The sequence below is a fragment of the Halorubrum sp. DM2 genome, from assembly GCF_901686465.1.
Lineage (GTDB): Archaea > Halobacteriota > Halobacteria > Halobacteriales > Haloferacaceae > Halorubrum.
Map to the genome: position 1 here is coordinate 359,287 of NZ_LR594487.1, position 21,419 is coordinate 380,705.

The window sequence follows — 21,419 nt, forward strand, 5'->3', positions numbered from 1 at the left end:
TAACAGGGTCAGCAATCCGTCAGCGTCCTCGAATGCCCATCTAATAATAGTATTCTATATGGTATTTAAACTGATGAGTATGACGCAGGACTTTGGATAACACTTAGTTGTTTCATCAAATGAGTATCACTCAATGATTGGCGCATTCAATGACTTGACAGAATATCTCACAGAGTGTACAGAGGGCGCTCGGAATCAAATTCAGGATGATTATCAATTGATGGCAGATGAGGAGGACATATCAGCCCGATTCACCCAAGAGTTAGAATCACAGGTCAGGCGTATCGATTCTTTTGTTTCGCCAACTCTAATTCCCCGGACTATCACTCTTCCACGACGCTACCCTTACTCTGAGTCGAAATTTGGCGCAGATTTTGCTGTGGTTTTCAAATTGGATATGTCATCGTACTCTTACGGGGGTGGAATTTTGGTACAAGCAAAGCAGAAAGAGTCAACTAGTTATAATAATAAGGATCCTAGCGGACTGAGAGAGGACAGTGAAAAAATGTTAGACTGTTCCCCTGACTCATTCGTTTGTATATTTTCGTCTGCTACATTCCGACACTATCCTGCCTCAGCAGTAAGTGGACTGAATCAGAATAAGTTCGTCCACGGACAGGACAAGTATACGCTAAATCAGGCCTGTCCAAGTTACAAGGTTGGTGACTTCTATGAAATGCTGTTTGAAGGTTACATAGGCGATAGATGGGTGTACGAAAATCTAGATTATCTGAGCCGACCAGACCAATACTCAGCAACCGATAGGCAAGCGATAACAGACGGAGGTCAGTCAAGTGATGATGGCGGAGGGATTCCGACATTCTTGGTAGTTGCTACTGACTCTCCCGATGATTTCAATCCATATGATGACCTTCCATATGACGAACAATTTGTCTCTGAGCAGTTACCGTCAGGAGCCGACGAGAAGGAACCAGAACAGTCGAGTCAGACTGAATTTGACGACTTCTTGTAGTCCTTAAATTTCTTCAACGTATTCTCGACGCCAATTCATCTTCCTTCTTTTCGAGGCGGCGTCATAGTGAGTATCAATCACGACTGGTGACGCGTCCATGTAGTCGCTCACCACTGTTTTCCGATCATTTTCATCCAAGTAGTAAGTAAAAGAAATGTTATGGATAGGGATGGCGCTCACGGCGTCGAGACATTGTGTGGCTTTGTCACAGTCTCATCGCGCCTCATACTCAACGGAGTTCTTGTCGGAGAGGTTTGAGCGCGCGAAATAGGTTCGAACGGCGATTAGAACGAGGGGGAGTCTGTTCGAATAATGTCTGCGGCGTCGCCACTCGCCAAATCCGTGTAGATAGACGTGATGCTCAAGTCGTGGTGTTCGAGTGCGTCTTCTGTCGGTACCAAGCAACCTGTGAAACCGTTCCGCACAGACCCGCGCCGGAACACGTGACTCGGCGCTCTTTCACCGGGAACAGTGATTCCGAAACGGAAGGGAGCCGCTCAGTCGTCCCCGACGATCCCCTCCGCGACCGCCATGTCGTCGACCGACGGGTCGTCCTCGGACTGCCGGAGGACGAACCGCTTGCGGATCAGGTCGGCGGTGTAGATGGCGGTCCCGATGATGATCAGCGTGTCGCCCGGGAGCCGCGCCCAGAACAGCGTCTGGACGAGGCCGCCGTTGTAGAACTCGAGGCTGCGCGCGGCGGCGTACCCCTCCGTGAACGCGACGTCGAGCTGGAGGAAACCGACCGGGAGCAGCGAGACCCCGACCATCAGCGCGAGGCCGACGTTCCAGCACCAGAACGACGCCCGAAGCCACGAGCCGTCCCAGCGGTCGGGGTCGATCGATAGCTGGAGCATGTACGCGACCATGCCGAGCGCGAGGAAGCCGAACGCGCCGAACATCGCGGCGTGGGCGTGGCCGACGGTGAGGTACGTGCCGTGTTCGTAGTAGTTGATCAGCGGGAGGTTGATGAAGAAGCCGAGGACGCCGGCCCCGACGAAGTTCCAGATCCCGCTGGCGACGATGAACATGAACGGGAGCTTGTAGGGGAAGCCGCTCGTCTCCGTCATCGCGCGGTACTGCCCGATCGCCTCGTAGAGGATGAAGATGAGCGGCAGCAGCTCCAGCGTCGAGAAGACGCTCCCGATCGGCACCCAGTAGTCCGGCATCCCGATCCACCAGTAGTGGTGCGAGACGCCGATGACGCCCGTCCCCATCACTAAGAGTGCCTGAAGCATCACCGCCTTCTCCGCGCTGCGGCGCGAGAGCAGGTTCATCGAGACGAGCGTCAGCCCGATGATCGCGACGATGAAGAACTCGAACGCGCCCTCGACCCACATGTGGACGACCCACCACCGCCAGAACTCGGTGACGGCGATGTTCGTCGACGGCGTGAACATGAAGCCGGCGACGAAAAGCAGGGTGATAGAGCCGCCCGCGTAGAGGATCATGTGCGCGAGCCCGTAGGCCGGCTCGCGGTCGAGCAGCGGCTTGAGCCCGCGGATCGCGAGGACCGCCCAGAGGACGAACCCGGCGAGCAGGCCGAACTGCCACACTTTCCCGACTTCGAGGTACTCCAAGCCCTCGTTACCGAGAAGCCACCAGAGTTCGCCGGGGAGGTAGCCGTTCGCGCCGAGCCAGATACCGGCCATCCCGCCGACCACGACGGTCACCAGCGCGCCGAGGAGGACGTTCACGTACGTCCCCTGTCGCTTCGGCTCGTGACCCGTCAACAGCGGCGGGAGGAACAGTCCCGCCCCCAGCCACGTCGACGCGATCCAGAGGATTCCCAGATCGATGTGCCACGTCTTCGCGATGGAGAACGGGAGGAGTTGGAGGATGTGGACCCCGAAGATCTGCTCGATCCCGAAGAACCCGGCCCGTTCGATGTAGAAGTGCGCCAGCAGGCCGCCAAGCAACACCTGCGCGAGGAACAGTCCCGCGGCGATGGGAACAAATCGGAGCGCGGCGCGCTGGCTCGGGAAGACGCTCACGTCGCCCGGCTTCGGGACCGAGATCCCCTCCGCGGACGGCTCGGGGAGCTTCACCGACTTGTACAGCAGGATCGCCGCGCCGGCGGCACCGACGAGCAGCACCATCGCGATCACGCTCCAGATCATCGCGGAGCCGGTCGCGTCGTTGCCGGCCCCCGGCTGGTAGGGCCACTCGTTGGTGTACGAGTGGTCGGCGTTCGGCCGGTCGGTGTGCGAGAACCACGCCGTCCACAGCGCGAAGTCGGCGAACGACTCGGCCTCCTCGGTCGAGTCGATCATCCCGACCGGGACGCCGCGGTCGTGGTCGCCCTCGTGGTAGCGCTCGACGTACGTCTCGCGCACCTGCTCGTGGGCGTACGCCTCCGCGGCGGAGTACTCGACGACGCCGCTCCCGTCGTGAGCGGTGTCGAGTTCGTCGCGCACCAGCGCGTCGATCCGCGACTGCTCGCCGGAGTCGAGCGCGTCGTACGCCGCGCCGTACTCGGCGTCGGCGTAGTACTCGCGCATGTGTTGGGTCTTCAGCTCCAGCGTCTCGGCGGTGTAGTCCTCGCCGTAGTACGCCCCGTTGCCGAGGATCGACCCGTGGTTCATCAGCCCGTACTGCTGGAACGCCTCCTTCCCGTCTTGGACGTCGGCCCCCGTCACGATCGTCTCGCCGTCGGGACCGACGACCTCGTCCGGGATCGGCGGAGCCTCCTGATACGCGAACCACGCCCCGGCTCCCATCACGACCAGATTCAACAGGAACGCCGCGACGATGACCTTCCCGATCGTCTTGCGAGTGAGCCTCATCGGGCGAGTGTACCGCCGAGACGCCCTATGCGTTTAGCGGCAACATGTTCGGTCGGATTCCCGACGCTCGAACACGCCGCAGTCCGGCGGTTTCGGTTGCTCTCGACCGCGCCCCGTCGAGTCCCCGAACGAGATCCGCACGCTCGCCGGCGGGAGCCGACCGGTCCCGCTCCGCGTCGCTCCGGACCGCCGCGAACATGTTCGCAGACCGGCTTACCCGGACCGAGAGCGTACGCGTATGTATGGCTCAGACCAGCGAGATGGCCGAGCAGACGGCCGAAACGGAGTCCGTCTCGGGAGAGGCGGGGGCGACCGCGACCGAGGCGGAGACGACCGTCTCGGTCCGGTGTACCGGCCACGTGCGCACGGAACTCGGGGAGTACGAGTTCGAGTACACCTTCGAGGGCGACACGCTCCGCGCGTTCCTCGACGAACTGTTCGAGGATTACCCCGAACTCCAGGACATGCTGATCGCGGAGTCCGAGTCCGATGCCACCCACAGCGGGTGGGCCCCGACGCCGGAGGAGCTACCCGGCACGTGGTCGAAGAATCCGGTCGGCGAACAGACCATCGCGTACGCCCGGATCCTCGTGAACGGCCACTTCAACGAGAACGAGAACGGCTTCGACACGGAACTGGAAGAGGGCGATCGGGTCGCGCTGGTCTACCCGTTCATGTTCTGCTGTTGAGCCGAGCGTCGTCGTCGACCTCGCGCTCGGCCGCGTAGCTGACGGGGACCTTGTCGGAGTACGTCGCTGCGGACGATCTAGTGTAGTGTTCTCCGGGAATCGGTTAGTACAGACGACCTGCCCATCGTTCCGTGTAGTAGCTGTACTTCTTCTCGAACTACACAGTGATAGTCGCGCCTGTACTATCTGTGGCCTCGATCACCGACGGTCCGAAACGGCCGGCGCTCAGGAGGCTAGGAAGGCCATCGCGACGAGCAGGATGACGAAGACCAGGATCGGAAGGAGGAACCAGACCACGTCCCACCAGCTTGACCCAGTCGAGTCGTCGCCCGAGGGTTGTAGGGAACCTGGAGGGGAATCGCCCATAGCGCCACCGGGGTCATACATATATAACGCGTTCGAGTACCTCGTATAAATACTTCCTGTGGTCACTATTCGGAACGATGTCGGTCAGCTCCACGTCTCTCGTCTGGGAGTGTAGCAGTCACTCTCCGAACCGCTCAGTACGGGTAACGTATTTACAGGCGCTACGCGTGGCTTGAGCCGTGCGACGCCGACAAGCCCTCCTCGGTACGACCGCCGTACTGTCGGGTCTCGCCGGCTGTGCGGGTCCGTTCGCGTCCGACGGATCGCTCGGAAAAGTGACCGTCGAGCTCACGAACACGGGCGATCAGGCACGGACCTTCCACCTCGCGCTCGAAACTGAATCCGGGATGCTGGACTGGCAGTCACACCGCACCAATGCGGGCGTCAACGAGCGAGTGACGATCACGCCGGACGAAGACGTGTCTCCGGTCGCGTTACACGGAGCGGTCGAGAACTTCGCGGAGAGCGCCGACATCCTCGGCGTCGGCGACCTCGACGAGGACTACTGTCTCCGGTTCAAATTCTGGTATGAGCATCCCACCGACGAGCGCCCGCAGCTGGCTCAGGTCGCGGACACCGAGTGCTGACCGGAACGGCGGTCCGGGCGTGCGGGGGAAGGGATTCGAACCTCAGTCACTCCGCTCGCTGCGCTCGCTCCGTTCCCTGCTTCGAATCCCTTCTCGTCCGAACGCTGTCGCTCGCGATGTGCTCGCGACAGCGATGCGGGGGAAGGGATTCGAACCCTCGAACCTCTACAGGAGCGGATCTTAAGTCCGCCGCTTTTGGCCAGGCTCAGCCACCCCCGCGCGGATACCGCTTCCGGCGGCGGAGTCAAACCCCTTTCGGAACACCGGGCCGGACGCCCTACCAGTCGACCGAGAGCGTCCCGTCGCCGTGCGGATCCGGCGCGATCTCCTCGTCCGTTCGGCGGTCGACGACGTGGATCACACCTGCCTCCTTCTTCGCGGGGCACGCCTCGGCCGCGCGGACGTTCTCGTCCAGATCGTCTTCCCCGATGTAGTACGTCTCCGGCTTCGCCATCCCGCTCACCACGTCCATCACCCAGTTGTCCGCGACCTCGGCGCACTTCCCCGCCCCGAAGCACTTGTTCGCCTCGAAGACGATCTTGTAGGGCTTCTCGTCGATCGGCGGCCCCTCGCCGCCGAGGTCGCTCGCGCGAAGCACCTCGTCGCCGCCGTCGGTCGCGGCCTCCTCGCCGTCGGTCTCCGCCTCGTCGCTCATGTCGCTCCCTCGGCGGCCGCGGGACTTTCGTCTGTCGGTCGTTCCCGCGCGCTCGAACGGAGAGAATCGGTCACGGCCGCGCGGTCCGCGGGCTACTCCTCGACGTGGTCCGCGAGCAGCCGCTCGGCGTGGTCGGCCGACTCCGCGAGCTCCCAGCGGACTTTCGCGGCGTCGCCGTACGCGAGCGACTCCTTCAGTTCGTCGCGGAGGATCCCCGTGCCGAACCCGACCGTGTCGCCGTCGGCGTCGCCGAGCTCGTACAGCGCGTAGCGGTCCGGCGCGCTCCCGACCGTCGAGCGGTCGAGGTCCCGCCACGGTTTCGCGAGGCTCATCGGCGGCGGCTCCGCGCCACGGCGATCACCGGTGCGCGTCGAGGCCGTCCGCCGGCCCCTCGACGATCTCGTAGCTTCCCTCGGTCCAGCCGTCCTCGACGAAGACGAACACCCGCCCGCCGGCGATCTCTGGGTCGGCCACGACCTCGTTGCGCTGTCCCTCGCGACCGACGATCACGCCGGGGAACACCTCGTCGCGCTCGCCGTCCTCGACGATGACGCGGCCGACGCCGGAGTCTTCGAGGATCTCGTCGTCGGTCTTGTAGTCGTTCACGTACGTCATCACGCCCTCGGTCTCCGTGGGGTCGGTGACGAGGACGTGGGTCTCCTTGCCGGGACCTGCGGTCACCGACCCCTCGGCGGACTCGGGGACGCCCCGGTAGAGGGTCGTCCGCCCGTCGAGGTACTCGACGACGACGCCCTCCTCGCGGAGGTCGACGCCGATCGACGTGGGCGGCACGTCGCTGCGCGTTGGCGCGGACATACGCGTCGCTCGGGGTGCCGGCCTCAAAAGGACCGCGCTCGGGGCTCGCGCCGGACGAACCGGTCGGCCGGTTCCGGAATTGGCCCGTTTTCGAGGGGGGGCGATCGCCGTCGCCGTGGCGCTGTCAGCCGCGAGAATCGGCGTGCCACATTTAAGTTCTTGCCGCGGGGAGTGCGTACCATGGAACGGACGCGACGGACGCTTCTGGGCGTCGGTGCCGCCCTCGTCGGGACCGCCGGGTGTCTCGGCGTCGAGGGCGTCGAGTACCCCGACGCTCCCCCCGACGCGCCGGGCGACGCCGGCCCTCCCGGCGACGACCCGTCCGAAGACGGCCCTCCCGACGAGCCGGCGGACGCCGACGACGAGGCCCCGACGCTCAATCCCGAGCTGGCGGCGGCGACGCGCGCGGTCGTCGACGACGCGGTGTGGTTCGCGACCGAGTACCCGGACGCGGTCGCGACCTACCGCGACGCGGTCGCCGCGGCGGTCTCGACCGTCGATTCGGTCCGCGCGACCGTCGACGAGGAGGCGGCGATCACGAGCGAGCAGGTGGACGCGGTCGCGGCCGCCGGCGAGGCCGCCGTCGATCGCGCGGCCGAGGCGCTCGAACCCCATTTCTCGCCCGGTCCGCGGATCCGCGAGCGGGTCGACCCCCACGTCGAGGAGTTGCGCACGGTCGAACCCCGGAACGACGTCGACCGCGCCCTCGAAGAACTCGACCGGATGCGCCGCGGACTCAAGAGCATCGGGACCGACATCTACGTCAAATCGGCGTTCTCCCGGGACCCGATCCACAACCGGCTGTTCCGCCGACTGCTGGCACCGCTCCCGCCGGACGACCCCGAGCGCGGTCGGGTCACGGGCGGAGCGCTCGTCGAACTCGCCGTCGCGAGCCGCGGCTTCTCGACGTTTGCGCACCGGCCGTACGACGACGAACTCGACCGCGATCGGGTCCCGACCATCTACGGCGACGCGTTCGGTCCCGAGCGCCGGCGCGAACTGCGCGCCCGGCTCGGGCCGATCCCGCGGCCGGCGGACCGCGTCGAGGAGCTGTTCGTCTCGTTCGCGGACCGGCCGCCGGTCGGGACCCGACGGCGAGACCCGTTCCGGGGTTGGGCCGACGAACTCGACGGCGTCCCGGTCCACGTCCAGCGGTATCCCGACGCCGAGACCGCCGCGGCCCGGCTCTCGACGGCCCTCGACGCGGGGGCGACCGAGGGCCGCGCCGCAATCGACCCCGAGGCGACGCTCGCCGGCTCCGACTTCAGCGGGAACAGCTCGGCGACCGGGAACGGGACCGACGCCGACAACGGCACGGCGACCGACGGGGAGACCGCGGCCGACGCCGGGCCGACCGCGTGGCACCGCTTCTACCACCGCGAGGCGGAAGGCGAGCGGTACGGCTTCGACGAGCACGCCGGCGTCCAGTACGGCTACGTCGTCCGGGCCGGCGAGTTCCTGCTCGCGACCGGGTTCTCCGGCGACGCGTGGGAGGAGCGGACCGGCTGGCACGGCAGGCTACGGGACGGGTGGGTGACCGGCGCGTGAACGCGAACGAGATCGGGCTGGTGGCCGCGGTGTTCGCGCTCGTCGGTGCCGGCGTCGGCATCGTCGGCGCGGCCGCGACGGGGTGGGCCGAGGCGTCGCTGGCGACCGCCGCGACCGGCGAGACGGCGCGGTTCGGCCCGGTGTTCGTCGCGCAGTCGTACCTCGCCGCGACCGCGACGGTCCTCGTCGGTGCGGTCCCGCTGGCGGGCGTCGTCGGCGTCCTCGTCGGGTCCCGGGCCAGAGGCGTCGTCTCCGCGGCGTCGACCTGCGGGCTGGGGACCGGTCTCGGCGCGCTCGCCTACGGGCTGGTGGCGGTCACGGTGATCGTCGTCTCGCAGGGGGACGCCGCCGCGCAGGCGCACGGGATCGCCGACGCGCTCCTGCCGACGCTTGCGACCGCGTTCGTGTCCGGGGCCGTCGGCGCGTCGACCGGCGTCCTGGGGACGGTGATGCGATGACCCGCGACGCCGACGCGGAATCGAACGACCGTCGCGACCCGGAACCGACCGGTCGCGCCGACGCCGACCGCTCCCTCCGACGCGCGTCGCGGCGGGGCGTCCTCGCCGTCGGTGCCGCCGGGCTGCTCGCCGGCTGTCTCGTGACCTCCGAGGAGGAGGCCGTCGACGGCGATACCGCCGGACAGACGGACGACGGGGACGGCGGGAACGACGGCTCCGACGGAGGAGACGACGGATCGGACGGCGACGGCGGAAGCGACGACGCCGACGAGACCACGCCGGACGAGGTCGGCCCCGACGGATCGGGACTGATCGTCACCGACGCGGCGGTTTTGGACGTGGTCAGGAGCGGCGGGCGGACGACGGTCGAGGCGCGCCTGACCGTCGAGAACGCGGGTCGGTTCGAGTACGGAACGGTTGAACTCCGGGTCGACGCGTACGCGACGCCGGCCGGGTCCGACGAGCGCGAGGCCGTCGGATTCGAGTACGTCACCGAGCGGTTCACGTCGGACGACCGGTTCGACGGCTCTCGATCCCGGCGGTTCCCGGTCGAGATCACGTTCCCGAGTCGGCGCAGCAACGCCCGACCTGACCCCGACCGCTACGCGGTCGACGCGGCGGTACGACGGGCAGAACCGCTCTGACCGGCTCGTCTCCGGACGCTCCGCGACCGCCGGCCGAGAGTCTCGCCGTGATCGCTACCTCTTTGTCCGCGCTCGCGAGCCGTGGATCCATGGAGGGACGGGCGGCGGCACTCGGTGCCGGAACCGTGTTGAACGCGCTCGCGACCGGCACGGGCGCGGCGTTCGGGATCGACGTCGAGACGCGCGCGACCGTCGAACTCGACCCCGCGGCCGACCGCGTCGAGGGAGCGATCGCCGAGGACGCCGACGCCGACACCGACCTTATCGAGCGCTGCGTCGCGCTCGCGACCGAGCGCTGGGGCGACGGCGAGGGCGGAACCGTCCGGACCGACAGCGACGTGCCGCTGGCGGCGGGGCTGAAAAGCTCCAGCGCGGCCGCCAACGCGACCGTCCTCGCGACCTGCGACGCGCTCGGGCTGGCAGTCGGCGACGACCCGGACGACCCCGCGGTCGACGTGACCCGGCTTGCGGCGTGCCGGCTCGGTGTGCGCGCGGCCCGCGAGGCGGGCGTCACCGTCACCGGCGCGTTCGACGACGCGACGGCGTCGATGCTCGGCGGCGTCACCGTCACCGACAACGACGCCGACGAACTGCGCGTCCGCGAGCCCGTCGACTGGGACGTGCTGGTCTGGACGCCGCCGGAGCGGGCGTACAGCGCGGACGCCGACGTGGCGCGCTGCGAGGCGGTGGCCCCGATGGCCGACCTCGTGGCCGACCTCGCGCTCGACGGCCGGTACGGCGAGGCGATGACGGTGAACGGGCTGGCCTTCTCGGCCGCGCTCGGCTTCGACGCCGACCCCGCGGTCGAGGCGATGCCCCACGCGACGGCGGTGTCGCTGTCGGGCACCGGGCCGAGCGTCGTCGCCGTCGCGGACCCCGACGACCCCGAGACCGACCTCGACGCGGTCGCCGACGCGTGGCGCGACCGCCCCGGAACGCTGCGGCGGACGACGACGAGAAACGACGGCGCGGCCGTCGAGTGACCTACCAATGAGCGACACACCCAACACCGAGAACCGGAGCCTCGACGAACTGCGACGCGAGATCGAGGACATCGACCGCGAGATCGTGGAACTGATCGCCCGACGGACCTACGTCGCCGACACGGTCGCGGCCGTGAAGGAGGAGCGCGACCTCCCGACCACCGACGAGGGCCAAGAGGAGCGCGTGATGGAGCGGGCGGGCGAGAACGCCGAGCAGTTCGACGTGGACGCCAACCTCGTGAAAGCGATTTTCCGGCTGCTGATCGAGTTGAACAAGGTCGAACAGCGGGAGAGCCGGTAGCTCAGTCGAGGTCGAGACTCAGATTCAGGGCCTCGTCGACCTCGGCCATCGTGGGTCCGTCGAGTGAACCGACGACCGTGTGAATCCGTTTCGGGACCGAGACGGTTCGAATCTGGTCTAATCGGACTGAGGAATCCTTTTCGAACGGCGATCCGTCTGCCTCGACGAACACTTCGAACGGATACTCGCGGTAGGTTCCCGTGGCGGGCGCGACGATAGTCGTACTGGAGTTTCGGTTTCCGATGTCGTTTTGAACGACCACGGCCGGCCGCGTCTTCTTCATCTCGTGGCCTTCAGCCGGATCAAACCGAACGATAACCACATCACCTCGTCGCACGTCCGTATCGTCACTCATCGAGGCTTTCCCACGCCTCGTCAGACATCTCGCTCCACTCCTCGGTGAGCGCCGCCGCGCTCTCGGAAGCGTCTCGATAGGCGGCAGCCAGCTCGTCGTCGTCTGGCCGATCAGACTCTACCTCAACGACGGCGACGGTTACGCGCTTGTTCGCGTACTCGGTCCCGAGATACACTCGGCCCCGGTCGTCCGTCTCGTTCGTTTTGAGGTCCGTTGCGTCTACTTTCATAAACACACGGTACGGACCAACGGCTGATATGTGTTGCCCACTATTACCCACGGTGTTCCCCGAAGATTGTAGTGTGTATTATCAATGTTAGCCGCTCGAACGGGCCGAAATAGGAACGTTTGGCGACCAAATACGACGATCCGAGCGGCTACTCGACGCCGTCGCGGATCATCATGACCTTCACCCGGCGAACGGCGTCGAAGTCCCGAAGCCGGTAGGTCAGCTCGCGGACGCGCTCGGCGGCCCCGCGACAGAACAGCGATTCGAGACACCACTCCCCTTGATGCGTGTGGCTCGTGTTGAGGATCACGTCTTGGTACGCGTGCTGGACGCCGTGAAGCTCCCGGATGACGTCGTGGTGGCGGTAGTCGAAGCCGACGAGCGCGACGACCTCGCCGGCGGTGTCTTCGAGCCGGGAGTGCGACTCGATGTACTCCGACATCGCCTCTCGGACCGCCCGCGACCGGTTCTCGATCCCCTCGTCGCGCCACACCCGATCGAACTCCGCGACGACCTCGTCGGGGATGTTGAAACTTGTTCTCACGGTCTCGTGGTGGACGCCGCGGACACAAGAACCTCGTTATGACGATCCCCCCGGTTCGGTAGTAACAACCGGTAAAACCGGTCGGTTTCGAGTCCCACGCGAACGATGTTCTCAGGCGAACTGCTCGGCCCGCTCGCGGGTGCGGTTCTCCTCGGTGCGGTCCACGGTATCGAACCGGGCCACGGCTGGCCGGTCGCCGCCTCGTACGCGCTCGACCAGACCAACAAGTGGGTCTACGGGTTCGCGGCGAGTCTCATCATCGGCGTCGGGCACCTCGTCAGCAGCATCGCGATGGTGGGCGCGTTCTTCTACGCGAAGGGCTACTTCGATCTCACGCAGGTCAACGAGCCGATCACGGTACTCGGTGACGTCCGGATCGGCGGCCCGGTCAGCCTCGTCGCCGGCTTCCTGCTCATCGGACTCGGGGTCCGCGAGTACGTCCACGGCCACTCTCACGGGGCTTCCGACGATGCGCACGATCATCACGATCACGATTCGGTCGACCATCACGACCGCGGTTCGGACGATCACCACAACCACGGTTCGGGCGGACACCACGGCCACAGTCACGGCACTCACGGCGAGTCCGACGACCACGACGACGGCGGACTCGGCTCCCGACTGCGAGGATTTCTCCCGTTCGTCGGCGGTGGCGGGCACTCACACTCGCACGACGACTTCGAGGAGGGAACCGACCGGGGACTCCTCGGCATCGCGTGGTTCGCCTTCGTCCTCGGGTTCGCCCACGAGGAGGAGTTCGAAATCATCGCGCTCTGTGCCGGGTCGAACTACTGTCTCGAACTGATGAGCGCCTACGCGCTCACGGTGATCGCGGGCATCGTCGGACTGACGATGCTCCTGATCGCGGGCTATCACCGGTCGCGAGAACGGGTCGAGCGGTACACGCCGTATCTCCCGGCGTTCTCCGCGGCGGTCCTCGTCGTCATGGGAATCGGCTTCATCGTCGGCGTGTTCTGAGAGGCGGTGTTCAGATAAGGTTTGAAAGTGAGGCGGTGCGTTTTCAAAGTGTTCTATGCCAGAAAACGACCGCCTCAGCGGCTGTTTAGACGAGATCAACTTAGAGTTTGTGGAGCGAGAAGCAACACCGAGGCTGTTGATGAAGCTCAGTATTCAGCTCCATTTGTCTGGACTATCGCTTTCGAATACTGTTTCGTTTCTTGAGGTATTCGGTGTTGATCGAGTTCGATCGACCGTTCATAATTGGGTTCACAAAGCCGATCTACAGCCAGAAACTGGCCGGAGCCCGAATCACGTCGCGGTTGATGAGACAGTGATTCAACTCGATAATGAACAATATTGGCTGTACGCTGCTGTCGACCCTGATTCGAACGATTTACTACACACACGGCTTGAGCCGACGAGAAATAACGCGATCGCAGATCGGTTTTTCGCGGAACTTCGCGAAAAACACGATGTAGATGACGCGATCTTTCTCGTTGATGGCGCGGCTCCACTTCAGCGAGCCTGTCGCAAACACGGCCTCGATTTTAGATACGAACGACATGGAAATCGGAACAGCGTCGAACGTGTTTTTCGTGAGGTAAAACGCAGAACTACCAGTTTCTCAAACTGTTTCAGCAACGCCGAAGCAGAAACAGCAAACGAGTGGCTCAGATCCTTCGCCTTCGCATGGAATCAGCTTATCTGAACACTACCTTCTGAGACGGCCGATCGCTTTTTGTTCGCCCCGTCGAACGCCCGCCATGACACGCGTCGCCGAACTCGTCGCCTACCCGCTGAAGTCCTGTGACGGCGTCGCCGTCGACCGCGCCGCGATCGGTCCCGCGGGCGCGCTCCGCGGCGACCGCTCGTACGCCCTCGTCGAGGCCGGCGTCGACCCCGAGACGGCCTCGGTGGGCGGTGGCGGCGGCTACGTGAACGGGAAGAGCGAGCCGGCGATCCACGGGCTCCGCGCCGAGTACGACCTCGCGGGACCGACGGACGCCACGCCGACCGCGGTGACGCTCTCGCGCCCGGAGACGGAACGCGCCCCCGCGGACGAGCGCACGTTCACGCTCCCCGACGACGGCGACGCGCTGACCGACTGGGGCGGCGAGTACCTCGGCTACGCCGTCGACCTCGTCCGCGACCCCGACGGCGGCTTCCCCGACGACCGCGCCGCGCACGGCCCGACCGTCGTCTCGCGGGCGACGCTGGAGACGGTCGCGTCGTGGTTCGACGACATCGCGGACGCGACTGAGATGCGGCGGCGACTCCGGCCAAACGTGGTGTTGGACGACTGCCCCGCGTTCTTCGAGGACCGACTGTTCGCCGACCACGACGAGGGGGTCCGCGTCGCGGTCGGCGACACCGAGCTGGTCGGCGTCAACCCGTGTCAGCGCTGCGTCGTCCCCTCCCGCAATCCGGACACGGGCGTCGAAATCGAGGGGTTCCGCGAGACGTTCCTTTGCCGCCGCCGCGAGACGCTCCCGGAGTGGACGGAGAGCGACCGATTCGACCACGACTTCCGGCTGATGGTCAACACCGTCGTGGAGGAGCGCTCGTGGGGGGACACCCTCGCCGTCGGCGACGAGGTGGCCGTCGAGGGCGTCGTCGCGGTCGACGAGAACGAGACGCCGATCGACGGGCGCGAGTCGACCGGCAGTGAGAGCGAACCGACCGCCGAGTGATCGCCGGAGCGTCGCAACTCGGTGGGTCGGGTGGCAAAAGCGGGAAAGAAAGCGACGTGCCGCGCCGCGACCGCCGCAGGTCCGCAACTGCGTCAGCGACCGCTACAGGTCTGAAACCGCTCAGCGACCGCCGTCGGTCATCGCGACCGGCTCGTCGTTCTCGGCGTTCGGGGCCTCCTCCGCCGCGGTCTCGCCGCTCGTCGCGGGGTCGACTGCGGTGTCCGTGACGCCGAACTGCGTCCACAGCGTCGCGACGACGACCGCGTACGCGACCAGGTCGTAGTGGACCGCGCCGCCGAAGCCGGTGAACGCGGCCAGCGTGCTGTAGCTGTAGAGGGCGACGACGCTCCCAACAAACGCGGTCTCGTTGGTGAAGCGACCGTCGCGCACCGCCGCGGCCGCGCGGCGGATGACGGGCCCGCAGGCGACGAGGAACGCGATCCCGGAGAGCGCGCCGAGGTTGATGAAGAAGTGCGTCGTCATCTGCGAGTCGAGGATCGACTGGAGGTACTGGACCGTCAGGGGGTCGTAGAACAGCCACTCGACGCGAGTCGGGTACAGCACCGCGATGTACGGTGTCGCGACCATCAGGCCGAACAGGACCGCGACCGCGACGCGGGCCGACGCGAACTGCGAGGCGCGCCGCGCCTCGAACGCATTGTCACCGGACGCGACGACGAGTCCGCACTCTTCGAGCAGCTCGCGGAGCGCGCCGCGGGACAGCGACGGGTCGTGGTGGACACCCACCGTCCCGTTGCGCCGCGTCGCCGAGGCGTCGCTGACGCCGTCGACGTCGCGGAGGACCGCCTCCAAGAGCCCCTCGCGGCGGTCGGTGTCGATCCCGTCGACGGAGAACGTGTCGTGGTCGTGGGTCTCCGGGACGCGCGCCGTCCGCGGCCCCGACTCGCCGGCGTCGGTCGCGGCCGTCTCACCCCCGGGCGAGCCCCCCGCCTCCTCGGGCGAGCCGATGCCTCGTTCGCGGACCACGGCGTCGAGCGGCGTCTCGCCGCCGCGGTGGTCACCGTCTGACATGAGAGATACCTACGGTTACACAAGCATGAAGCTTCCCCCGCGCGGGTCGACCGCGGACAGAGTCTCGAACGCGCGGGTCGCTCACGGCGGGGGCACTCTCCCGCCGCCACGCGTCGGCCTACCGCTACGCGTTGACCGATTCGAGGTAGGAACTCACGATCATCTGTCCCTTGCGGGTGAGCGCCGCGCCGCTCTCGCCGTCGGCGACGAGGTCGGCCTCGCGCAGCGTGTCGAGGATCATCGACGTCTGGGTGACGTCGCCGGTGACGACGTCCGAGATGTTCGCCTCGCCGCCGGCCGAGTAGATGGAGACGAGGATCTCCAGCTGCTCTTCGGTCGGGTCGAACGAGTCGAGGTCCTCCATCGCCTCGTCGTACTCGATCTTGATGTACCGGCCGAGGATGTTGAGCGCCCGCTCGTTCGGCACGGTCGTGATCGACGTGACCGTCCGGTCGTCGCCGTCGACGTGGCGGAAGACCAAGGCGGGCCGCTTCGTTCCGCCGAGGGTCCGGTCCGTGCGCTCGTAGTCGATCACGGAAGAGAGGTCGACCGTGAAGGGCTCGGGACAGTCGTCGAACCGGATCTCGCCCGGCGACACCGACACCGACGCGCGGTGGTCGGTCGCGTCCGTGACGCGGCCGCCGACCTTCGCCGGGTGTCGCACCGTGACGGTCACGTTTCGCAACAGCACCGTGAACAGCAGCCTGACGAACCGGTCCATGTCCTCGGACTCGCCCTCCACGAGCGCCGACCGCCGCGTCCCGTCGCGCTCGTACGCGACGGTGACGCTGTCGTTGAAAAACGAGCGCAGGTCGCCGGGGACGCTGCCGACGACGACGTCGAACACCTGCGAGAGCGGGACCGTCTCCTTGCCGTCGTCCGTCGCGAGGACCAGTCGTCGCTGGCTCAACAGCACGCGCCCGGTCGCCGGCTCGTCGGTCTGTAGGCTCGCCGCGTGAACGCGGCCGACGAAGTCGGCGACGACGGACTCCTCCATCGATACCATCTGAGTGCCGTACGCTATTTATTGTTACTCACACCGTATCAGTCGTGATAACGAGCTGTCACGCCGTCGGACGCACGCCGATGAGGGCAGGGTGCGGTCCGTCAGCCCCCCAAGAACGGCCGGAACCGCCGCTGCCGGTCCGAACGTGTTCGGTCACGCGCCCCTCTCTCCGAGGGCGACAGGCGGGGAACAGCAAAGCCTAATGACGTGGGCTTCAAACCGGCAGGTGATGCCCACAGTAGAATACCTCAACTACGAAGTGCTCGACGACCACGGCTGGTCGATGGACGACGACGACCTCTTCGAGGAGGCGGCCGACGCCGACCTCGACGACGAGGATTACGGTACCCTCGAAGTCAACCAGGGCGAGTACATCCTCGAATCCGCCGAGGCGCAGGGCTACGACTGGCCCTTCTCGTGCCGCGCCGGTGCGTGTGCGAACTGCGCGTCCATCGTCAAGAAAGGCGACATCGACATGGACATGCAGCAGATCCTCTCCGACGAGGAAGTCGAAGAGAAGAACGTCCGGCTCACCTGTATCGGGAGTCCGGCCACCGACGAGGTCAAGATCGTCTACAACGCGAAACACCTCGACTACCTGCAGAACCGCGTCATCTGATCGGCTCTCCCCTACTCCGGTAGCGGACCGTTCTCACGCGGGATCGCCGCCGTCGCGGTCCTCGCACTCCTCTCGATCACGTCTCCGAGTAGCCCTGCGCTCGTCCTGCCCGAACCTGTTCGGGCGAATTTCGCGGCCGTGAGAACGCGCGAAACCCCGTTCGGGGAACCGTCCGTACGGGGGGTATGGTCGAGAAGACGAGCCGAAGCGAGGACGCCGGCGGGCCGCGGTCGGCCGACGGTCGCCGGTTCGAGGTGTTCGTCCGCGAGGAGGAGTCGGACCCCCTCCGCCACGTCGGCACGGTCGCCGCGCCGACGGCCGACGTGGCTCACGAGGAGGCGAGCAAGCTCTTCGCGTGGTACGCCCGCGACGTGTGGGTGTGTCCGGCCGCGGAGGTGTCGCGGTACTCCGCGGAGTCGCTCGCGGACGAGGAATCCGACGGGCCGGCGGACGACGGCTCCGACGGGTCGGCGGACGGCGACTCTGACGCCGAATTGTCCGACGACGGGGACGAGCCGCGCGTCTACGAGGAGACGGAGGGGACGCCGACCGTCTCCCGTGGCGGCGCGCCCGCGGCCGACGCGGCCGACACCGACGACGCGGGGGGGTCGCGATGATCTCCGTCAGCAAGCTGCTCTGCGGGCTCGACGCCGAGAGCGACGGGCTCCGCTACGACGCGGCCGACGGCTCGAAGAAACCGCAGATCACGGAGGATAAACAGCAGCGCCCGGTCGTCGTCTGGAACACCACGAAGCGGTGTAACCTCTACTGCGAGCACTGCTACGCCGGTGCCGACGCAGAGGGCGCGCCGAACGAGCTGTCGACCGCGGAGGGGAAGGCCCTCATCGACGACCTCGCCGAGTTCGGCGTCCCGGTCCTGCTGTTTTCCGGGGGCGAACCCCTCGTCCGCGAGGACCTCGCAGAACTCGTCGCGTACGCCGACGACAGCGGGGTCCGACCCGTCCTCTCGACGAACGGAACCCTCCTCACCCGCGAGCGCGCCCGAGAGCTGAAACAGGCGGGCCTCAAGTACGCCGGCGTCTCGGTCGACGGGCTTCCCGAGCGCAACGACCGGATCCGCGGCGAGGAGGGCGCGTTCGACGCCGCGGTCCGCGGGATCGAGGCCTGCCTCGACGTCGGGCTCAAGACGGGGCTGCGGTACACGATCACCGAACACAACGTCGACGACCTCGCGGGCGTCGTCGACCTGCTCACCGACGTCGGCGTCGACCGGTTCTGCTTCTATCACCTCGATTACGGCGGTCGCGGGGCCGACATCTCGGACGTGGACCTCTCGCCCGAGGCGACCCGGAAGGCGGTCAGGGACCTCTGTGACCTCACCCGCGAGTACCACGAGGCGGGCGAGGAGATAGAGACGCTGCTCGTCGGCAACTACGCCGACGCGGGCCACCTCGTCGAGTACGCCGACCGCGAGATGGGGACCGACCGCGCGGCGCTGATCTACCGGTACCTCGAACGCAACGGCGGCGACCCGACCGGCGAGCGCGTCGCGGACGTCGACCCCGTCGGCAACGTCCACCTCACGCAGTTCTGGCAGGGGTACTCGCCGGGGAACGTCCGCGACCGCTCGTTCGGCGCGATCTGGTCCGACGAGTCGAACCCGCTCCTCTCCGGGCTCCGGGAGCGGGAGGAACGCCTCTCGGGGCGGTGCGCCGACTGCGCGTACCAGTCGATCTGCCGGGGCGGCTCGCGGCTCCGCGCGCTCTCGGCGCACGGCGACCCGTTCGCGCCCGATCCGAAGTGCTACCTCACAGAGCCGGAGCGCGCCGGCGAGGAGGCGCTCGCGCGGCTCGACGCCGGCGACCGGTCCGCGCCCGCCGACGACTGAGCCGCCTCCGAGTCGGCCACCCCCTCCCCCGGCCGGTTCACTCCCCGCCGTCGCCGTCCGACTCTCGACCCGTGCCGTACTTCGCCGAGAACCGCTCGGCTGGCACCTCGCCGCGGGCGACGCCGATCGCGTCGCGGACGAGTTCGACGGTGGTCTCGTCTCGGACCGGCTCGGGCACCGGCGGGTCGTCGTCGCTCATGCCCGGTGGAACGACTCGACGACCCGTCCGCCTCTCGCTTCACCTGTGTACCGTTTCAAAAGGCTCCGATCACCGCTCGCCGCCGTCGAAGACGTCGGTCACCAGCTTCGCCTGCGCCGTGCGGAGCCGCTGTGAGAGCGCGGACTTGCTGATCTCCAGCTCGTCGGCCAGGTCGCTCAGGCGCACGTCGCGGTCGTCGTCGAAGTAGCCGCGGACGACCGCGAGTTCGAGGCCGCGCCGTTGTTTCGGCGTCAGCGAGGAGAGGTCGAAGGTGACCTGTTCGGTCGCGTCCGGCCCCTCGACGACCGCGAGCCGGACGAGCCGCACCCGTTCGACGACGCCGCGTAGCTCCTCGACGAGGCCGCGAACGGCGCTCCGGTCGTCGACGTACGCGGTCACGAGTATCGTCCCGTCCTCGACGCGCCGGAAGTGCGGCGCGCAGCCGACCCGTCCGAACGCGTGACAGAGGCAGTCCTCGTCGACCTCGCCGGTCCCGCGGCGCACGTCGCCGTCCGGCGTCGTCACGTCGACGACGCAGTCGTCGCCGACCGCGTTGACCGCGACCGCCGCGGCGTCGTCGCTCTCGGCGACGATCGGACACCCGCTCCCGGCCGCGGGGTCGACGTCGAGGTCGACCCGCAGACGCCGGTCACCGTCGGCCCCGGCGGCGTCGGACATGTCAGTCGCTACGGACGGCACGGGTTTTACCTTTCGGTGGATTCCCGGAGTCCGGCGCGGCGGTCCGCGTCGGCTCCGAGCGAGCGGCTGATCGGACGCGACGCCGACCGATCCCGCACCGTTTATTCCTCGCGGGCGGGAGTACGCGGACGACGTGCGAGACACGCTCCGCGGTATCGTCGAACTCGCGCGCCTCGGCAACTGCGTCGCCGCCGGGGCCCTCACGGCGACCGGCGCGTTCGTCGCGGGCGCGAGCGGTGCCGCCCTCCCAACGGCGCTCGCGGCCGCGACGACCGTCTTCGCGGTCGCCGCGGGCAACGCGATCAACGACTACTTCGACCGCGACATCGACGCCGTCAACCGACCGGACCGCCCGATTCCCCGGGGAGCGGTCTCGCCGCGCGGCGCGCTCGCGACCGCCGTCTGCTGGTTCGCGATCGCGGTCGCGGCCGCGGTCCCCCTCCCGCCGCTCTCGATCGGCATCGCTGCGGTGAACCTCGTCGCCCTGGTCACCTACACGAGCCTGTTCAAGGGGACCCCCGGCCTCGGCAACGCTCTCGTCGCCTACCTCGTCGGCTCGACGTTCCTCTTCGGCGGGGCCGCGGTCGGAACCCCCCGAGCCGTCTCCGTCCTCGCCGCGCTCGCCGGCCTGTCGACGTTCACCCGGGAGGTGATCAAAGACGTCGAGGACGTGGCCGGCGACCGCGAGGAGGGACTCATCACCCTCCCCATCGCCGTCGGGGAGCGCCGCGCGCTGTGGATCGGCGCGGCCGCGCTGGTCGTCGCCGTCGCGGCCAGCCCGGTCCCGTACCTCTCGGGGACGTTCGGCGCGGCGTACCTCGCCGTCGTCGCCGTCGCCGACGCGGTCATGCTGTACGCGACCTACGAGAGCTTCGCCGACCCCGCCGCCGCGCAGTCGCGGTTCAAGTACGGCACGTTCCTCGCGGCGGCGGCGTTCGTCGTCGGGCGGGCGGCGGTGGTCCTCTGACCCGATCGTCGACCGCTGTGCGAGTCCGGTAGACCGGTCGCTATCCGGCGCAGTCTGCGAAAAAACGACGACGGTCGCGTTCGAAAACGCCGCTCGACGGCGAACGGTCAGGTGACGGTCACGCGACGTTGAAACCCTTGTCGCGGAGGAAGTCCTCCACGCGACCCGAGTGGTTCCCCTGAAGCTCGATGGCACCGTCCTCGACGGTGCCGCCGCAGGCGAACTTCGACTTGAGATCCGACGAGAGGGAACTCATGTCCACGTCCTTCGGGTCGAAGCCTTCGATGACCGTTACCTCCTTACCGTACCTGCGCTCGTCGATGCGGATGCTGATCTGCTGGGACTCTTTCGCGACGTCCTCGCAGACGCAGAGTTCCTGGGGCAGTCCGCACGTCGAGCAGACTTCCGACATTACAGCCCGATTCTACAGGACGCCCGTATTAAATAGTGTCGGGAAGCCCCC

General features: G+C 67.0%; 27 protein-coding genes and 1 tRNA gene. 15 read left to right on the top strand and 13 right to left on the bottom strand.

Annotated features, from left to right (window positions below):
* The first annotated feature begins 220 nt into the window (after nucleotides 1-220).
* Nucleotides 221-973: a hypothetical protein gene (locus QOL69_RS01860; protein ID WP_283401818.1), complete on the top strand. Its 753-nt coding sequence runs from the start codon at nucleotides 221-223 to the stop codon at nucleotides 971-973.
* 497 nt (nucleotides 974-1,470) lie between these two features.
* On the opposite strand, the gene QOL69_RS01865 is transcribed toward QOL69_RS01860, so the two are convergent.
* A complete protein-coding gene (locus QOL69_RS01865; protein WP_283401819.1) occupies nucleotides 1,471-3,759 on the bottom strand; it encodes a nitric-oxide reductase large subunit in 2,289 nt (762 codons plus the stop codon).
* Between the two features lie 242 nt (nucleotides 3,760-4,001).
* On the opposite strand from QOL69_RS01865, the gene QOL69_RS01870 reads away from it, so the two are divergent.
* Nucleotides 4,002-4,448, top strand: coding sequence for a MoaD/ThiS family protein (locus QOL69_RS01870; RefSeq protein ID WP_048078317.1), 447 nt, complete (start codon nucleotides 4,002-4,004; stop codon nucleotides 4,446-4,448).
* Between the two features lie 545 nt (nucleotides 4,449-4,993).
* Nucleotides 4,994-5,401 carry a hypothetical protein gene (locus QOL69_RS01875; RefSeq protein ID WP_048078316.1) on the top strand — a complete coding sequence of 136 codons (408 nt, stop codon included), beginning with the start codon at nucleotides 4,994-4,996 and terminating at the stop codon, nucleotides 5,399-5,401.
* A 134-nt stretch (nucleotides 5,402-5,535) separates the two neighbouring features.
* On the opposite strand, the gene QOL69_RS01880 is transcribed toward QOL69_RS01875, so the two are convergent.
* The 4 genes from QOL69_RS01880 to QOL69_RS01895 form a co-directional block, all read right to left on the bottom strand.
* A tRNA-Leu gene (locus QOL69_RS01880) sits at nucleotides 5,536-5,620 on the bottom strand.
* A gap of 58 nt (nucleotides 5,621-5,678) precedes the next feature.
* On the bottom strand, nucleotides 5,679-6,056 hold the full coding sequence (locus tag QOL69_RS01885) for a ferredoxin (protein ID WP_283401820.1): 378 nt from the start codon (nucleotides 6,054-6,056) through the stop codon (nucleotides 5,679-5,681).
* Nucleotides 6,057-6,148: 92 nt separating this feature from the next.
* Complete coding sequence (locus QOL69_RS01890) at nucleotides 6,149-6,388, bottom strand: DUF7508 domain-containing protein (protein ID WP_283401821.1); 240 nt, start codon at nucleotides 6,386-6,388, stop codon at nucleotides 6,149-6,151.
* A 25-nt stretch (nucleotides 6,389-6,413) separates the two neighbouring features.
* Nucleotides 6,414-6,872: a DUF5796 family protein gene (locus QOL69_RS01895; protein ID WP_283401822.1), complete on the bottom strand. Its 459-nt coding sequence runs from the start codon at nucleotides 6,870-6,872 to the stop codon at nucleotides 6,414-6,416.
* 180 nt (nucleotides 6,873-7,052) lie between these two features.
* Here QOL69_RS01895 and QOL69_RS01900 point away from each other — a divergent pair, with 180 nt between their 5' ends.
* From QOL69_RS01900 to QOL69_RS01920, 5 genes are all read left to right on the top strand, one after another.
* Nucleotides 7,053-8,420 carry a hypothetical protein gene (locus tag QOL69_RS01900; protein WP_283401823.1) on the top strand — a complete coding sequence of 456 codons (1,368 nt, stop codon included), beginning with the start codon at nucleotides 7,053-7,055 and terminating at the stop codon, nucleotides 8,418-8,420.
* Nucleotides 8,417-8,878, top strand: coding sequence for a hypothetical protein (locus tag QOL69_RS01905; protein ID WP_283401824.1), 462 nt, complete (start codon nucleotides 8,417-8,419; stop codon nucleotides 8,876-8,878). The genes QOL69_RS01900 and QOL69_RS01905 overlap by 4 nt, the downstream gene beginning before the upstream one ends.
* Nucleotides 8,875-9,522, top strand: coding sequence for a hypothetical protein (locus QOL69_RS01910; protein WP_283401825.1), 648 nt, complete (start codon nucleotides 8,875-8,877; stop codon nucleotides 9,520-9,522). The genes QOL69_RS01905 and QOL69_RS01910 overlap by 4 nt, the downstream gene beginning before the upstream one ends.
* A gap of 89 nt (nucleotides 9,523-9,611) precedes the next feature.
* Complete coding sequence (locus tag QOL69_RS01915) at nucleotides 9,612-10,505, top strand: shikimate kinase (RefSeq protein ID WP_283401826.1); 894 nt, start codon at nucleotides 9,612-9,614, stop codon at nucleotides 10,503-10,505.
* A gap of 7 nt (nucleotides 10,506-10,512) precedes the next feature.
* Nucleotides 10,513-10,806 carry a chorismate mutase gene (locus QOL69_RS01920; RefSeq protein WP_048078314.1) on the top strand — a complete coding sequence of 98 codons (294 nt, stop codon included), beginning with the start codon at nucleotides 10,513-10,515 and terminating at the stop codon, nucleotides 10,804-10,806.
* Between the two features lies 1 nt (nucleotide 10,807).
* On the opposite strand, the gene QOL69_RS01925 is transcribed toward QOL69_RS01920, so the two are convergent.
* The 3 genes from QOL69_RS01925 to QOL69_RS01935 form a co-directional block, all read right to left on the bottom strand.
* The gene (locus QOL69_RS01925; RefSeq protein ID WP_283401827.1) at nucleotides 10,808-11,161 is read right to left on the bottom strand and encodes a type II toxin-antitoxin system PemK/MazF family toxin; all 354 of its coding nucleotides are present in this window, start codon (nucleotides 11,159-11,161) and stop codon (nucleotides 10,808-10,810) included.
* Complete coding sequence (locus QOL69_RS01930) at nucleotides 11,154-11,390, bottom strand: hypothetical protein (protein ID WP_048078312.1); 237 nt, start codon at nucleotides 11,388-11,390, stop codon at nucleotides 11,154-11,156. The genes QOL69_RS01925 and QOL69_RS01930 overlap by 8 nt, the downstream gene beginning before the upstream one ends.
* A 148-nt stretch (nucleotides 11,391-11,538) precedes the next feature.
* Nucleotides 11,539-11,934 carry a CopG family ribbon-helix-helix protein gene (locus tag QOL69_RS01935; RefSeq protein WP_048078311.1) on the bottom strand — a complete coding sequence of 132 codons (396 nt, stop codon included), beginning with the start codon at nucleotides 11,932-11,934 and terminating at the stop codon, nucleotides 11,539-11,541.
* A gap of 105 nt (nucleotides 11,935-12,039) precedes the next feature.
* On the opposite strand from QOL69_RS01935, the gene QOL69_RS01940 reads away from it, so the two are divergent.
* The 3 genes from QOL69_RS01940 to QOL69_RS01950 are packed head-to-tail and all read left to right on the top strand — an operon-like array spanning nucleotide 12,040 to nucleotide 14,585.
* Nucleotides 12,040-12,912, top strand: coding sequence for a hypothetical protein (locus tag QOL69_RS01940; protein WP_283401828.1), 873 nt, complete (start codon nucleotides 12,040-12,042; stop codon nucleotides 12,910-12,912).
* Between the two features lie 55 nt (nucleotides 12,913-12,967).
* Nucleotides 12,968-13,603, top strand: a complete 636-nt coding sequence (locus QOL69_RS01945) for an IS6 family transposase (protein WP_283401829.1) — start codon at nucleotides 12,968-12,970, stop codon at nucleotides 13,601-13,603.
* Nucleotides 13,604-13,658: 55 nt separating this feature from the next.
* Entirely contained in the window at nucleotides 13,659-14,585 is a 927-nt protein-coding gene (locus tag QOL69_RS01950; RefSeq protein WP_283401830.1) for an MOSC domain-containing protein, read from the top strand.
* Between the two features lie 120 nt (nucleotides 14,586-14,705).
* Here QOL69_RS01950 and QOL69_RS01955 read toward each other — a convergent pair whose 3' ends face one another.
* Both QOL69_RS01955 and QOL69_RS01960 read right to left on the bottom strand, forming a co-directional pair.
* Nucleotides 14,706-15,617 carry a hypothetical protein gene (locus QOL69_RS01955; RefSeq protein WP_283401831.1) on the bottom strand — a complete coding sequence of 304 codons (912 nt, stop codon included), beginning with the start codon at nucleotides 15,615-15,617 and terminating at the stop codon, nucleotides 14,706-14,708.
* 124 nt (nucleotides 15,618-15,741) lie between these two features.
* A complete protein-coding gene (locus tag QOL69_RS01960; RefSeq protein ID WP_283401832.1) occupies nucleotides 15,742-16,614 on the bottom strand; it encodes a CheF family chemotaxis protein in 873 nt (290 codons plus the stop codon).
* Nucleotides 16,615-16,852: 238 nt separating this feature from the next.
* On the opposite strand from QOL69_RS01960, the gene fer reads away from it, so the two are divergent.
* The 3 genes from fer to QOL69_RS01975 all read left to right on the top strand — a co-directional run bounded on the left by fer (nucleotide 16,853) and on the right by QOL69_RS01975 (nucleotide 19,091).
* On the top strand, nucleotides 16,853-17,242 hold the full coding sequence (gene fer, locus QOL69_RS01965) for a ferredoxin Fer (RefSeq protein WP_048078308.1): 390 nt from the start codon (nucleotides 16,853-16,855) through the stop codon (nucleotides 17,240-17,242).
* A 185-nt stretch (nucleotides 17,243-17,427) separates the two neighbouring features.
* The gene (locus QOL69_RS01970) at nucleotides 17,428-17,859 is read left to right on the top strand and encodes an Htur_1727 family rSAM-partnered candidate RiPP (protein WP_283401833.1); all 432 of its coding nucleotides are present in this window, start codon (nucleotides 17,428-17,430) and stop codon (nucleotides 17,857-17,859) included.
* Nucleotides 17,856-19,091 (top strand): TIGR04347 family pseudo-SAM/SPASM protein, encoded by a 1,236-nt coding sequence (locus tag QOL69_RS01975; RefSeq protein WP_283401834.1) that lies wholly within the window; start codon nucleotides 17,856-17,858, stop codon nucleotides 19,089-19,091. The genes QOL69_RS01970 and QOL69_RS01975 overlap by 4 nt, the downstream gene beginning before the upstream one ends.
* 37 nt (nucleotides 19,092-19,128) lie before the next feature.
* Here QOL69_RS01975 and QOL69_RS01980 read toward each other — a convergent pair whose 3' ends face one another.
* Both QOL69_RS01980 and QOL69_RS01985 read right to left on the bottom strand, forming a co-directional pair.
* Complete coding sequence (locus QOL69_RS01980; RefSeq protein ID WP_283401835.1) at nucleotides 19,129-19,290, bottom strand: hypothetical protein; 162 nt, start codon at nucleotides 19,288-19,290, stop codon at nucleotides 19,129-19,131.
* Between the two features lie 69 nt (nucleotides 19,291-19,359).
* Nucleotides 19,360-19,968, bottom strand: coding sequence for a helix-turn-helix domain-containing protein (locus tag QOL69_RS01985; RefSeq protein ID WP_283401836.1), 609 nt, complete (start codon nucleotides 19,966-19,968; stop codon nucleotides 19,360-19,362).
* A gap of 154 nt (nucleotides 19,969-20,122) precedes the next feature.
* Here QOL69_RS01985 and QOL69_RS01990 point away from each other — a divergent pair, with 154 nt between their 5' ends.
* A complete protein-coding gene (locus tag QOL69_RS01990; protein ID WP_283401837.1) occupies nucleotides 20,123-20,956 on the top strand; it encodes a geranylgeranylglycerol-phosphate geranylgeranyltransferase in 834 nt (277 codons plus the stop codon).
* 118 nt (nucleotides 20,957-21,074) lie between these two features.
* On the opposite strand, the gene yciH is transcribed toward QOL69_RS01990, so the two are convergent.
* Nucleotides 21,075-21,368 (bottom strand): stress response translation initiation inhibitor YciH, encoded by a 294-nt coding sequence (gene yciH / locus QOL69_RS01995; protein ID WP_004046732.1) that lies wholly within the window; start codon nucleotides 21,366-21,368, stop codon nucleotides 21,075-21,077.
* Nucleotides 21,369-21,419: the final 51 nt, after the last annotated feature.

Coding starts and splice junctions, on each gene's coding strand:
- QOL69_RS01860 (WP_283401818.1), top strand. CDS start 221: ATGGCAGATGAGGAGGACATATCAGCCCGATTCACCCAAGAGTTAGAA.
- QOL69_RS01865 (WP_283401819.1), bottom strand. CDS start 3,759: ATGAGGCTCACTCGCAAGACGATCGGGAAGGTCATCGTCGCGGCGTTC.
- QOL69_RS01870 (WP_048078317.1), top strand. CDS start 4,002: ATGGCTCAGACCAGCGAGATGGCCGAGCAGACGGCCGAAACGGAGTCC.
- QOL69_RS01885 (WP_283401820.1), bottom strand. CDS start 6,056: ATGAGCGACGAGGCGGAGACCGACGGCGAGGAGGCCGCGACCGACGGC.
- QOL69_RS01890 (WP_283401821.1), bottom strand. CDS start 6,388: ATGAGCCTCGCGAAACCGTGGCGGGACCTCGACCGCTCGACGGTCGGG.
- QOL69_RS01895 (WP_283401822.1), bottom strand. CDS start 6,872: ATGTCCGCGCCAACGCGCAGCGACGTGCCGCCCACGTCGATCGGCGTC.
- QOL69_RS01900 (WP_283401823.1), top strand. CDS start 7,053: ATGGAACGGACGCGACGGACGCTTCTGGGCGTCGGTGCCGCCCTCGTC.
- QOL69_RS01910 (WP_283401825.1), top strand. CDS start 8,875: ATGACCCGCGACGCCGACGCGGAATCGAACGACCGTCGCGACCCGGAA.
- QOL69_RS01915 (WP_283401826.1), top strand. CDS start 9,612: ATGGAGGGACGGGCGGCGGCACTCGGTGCCGGAACCGTGTTGAACGCG.
- QOL69_RS01920 (WP_048078314.1), top strand. CDS start 10,513: ATGAGCGACACACCCAACACCGAGAACCGGAGCCTCGACGAACTGCGA.
- QOL69_RS01925 (WP_283401827.1), bottom strand. CDS start 11,161: ATGAGTGACGATACGGACGTGCGACGAGGTGATGTGGTTATCGTTCGG.
- QOL69_RS01930 (WP_048078312.1), bottom strand. CDS start 11,390: ATGAAAGTAGACGCAACGGACCTCAAAACGAACGAGACGGACGACCGG.
- QOL69_RS01940 (WP_283401828.1), top strand. CDS start 12,040: ATGTTCTCAGGCGAACTGCTCGGCCCGCTCGCGGGTGCGGTTCTCCTC.
- QOL69_RS01945 (WP_283401829.1), top strand. CDS start 12,968: ATGCCAGAAAACGACCGCCTCAGCGGCTGTTTAGACGAGATCAACTTA.
- QOL69_RS01950 (WP_283401830.1), top strand. CDS start 13,659: ATGACACGCGTCGCCGAACTCGTCGCCTACCCGCTGAAGTCCTGTGAC.
- QOL69_RS01955 (WP_283401831.1), bottom strand. CDS start 15,617: ATGTCAGACGGTGACCACCGCGGCGGCGAGACGCCGCTCGACGCCGTG.
- QOL69_RS01960 (WP_283401832.1), bottom strand. CDS start 16,614: ATGGAGGAGTCCGTCGTCGCCGACTTCGTCGGCCGCGTTCACGCGGCG.
- fer (WP_048078308.1), top strand. CDS start 16,853: ATGCCCACAGTAGAATACCTCAACTACGAAGTGCTCGACGACCACGGC.
- QOL69_RS01970 (WP_283401833.1), top strand. CDS start 17,428: ATGGTCGAGAAGACGAGCCGAAGCGAGGACGCCGGCGGGCCGCGGTCG.
- QOL69_RS01975 (WP_283401834.1), top strand. CDS start 17,856: ATGATCTCCGTCAGCAAGCTGCTCTGCGGGCTCGACGCCGAGAGCGAC.
- QOL69_RS01980 (WP_283401835.1), bottom strand. CDS start 19,290: ATGAGCGACGACGACCCGCCGGTGCCCGAGCCGGTCCGAGACGAGACC.
- QOL69_RS01985 (WP_283401836.1), bottom strand. CDS start 19,968: ATGTCCGACGCCGCCGGGGCCGACGGTGACCGGCGTCTGCGGGTCGAC.
- yciH (WP_004046732.1), bottom strand. CDS start 21,368: ATGTCGGAAGTCTGCTCGACGTGCGGACTGCCCCAGGAACTCTGCGTC.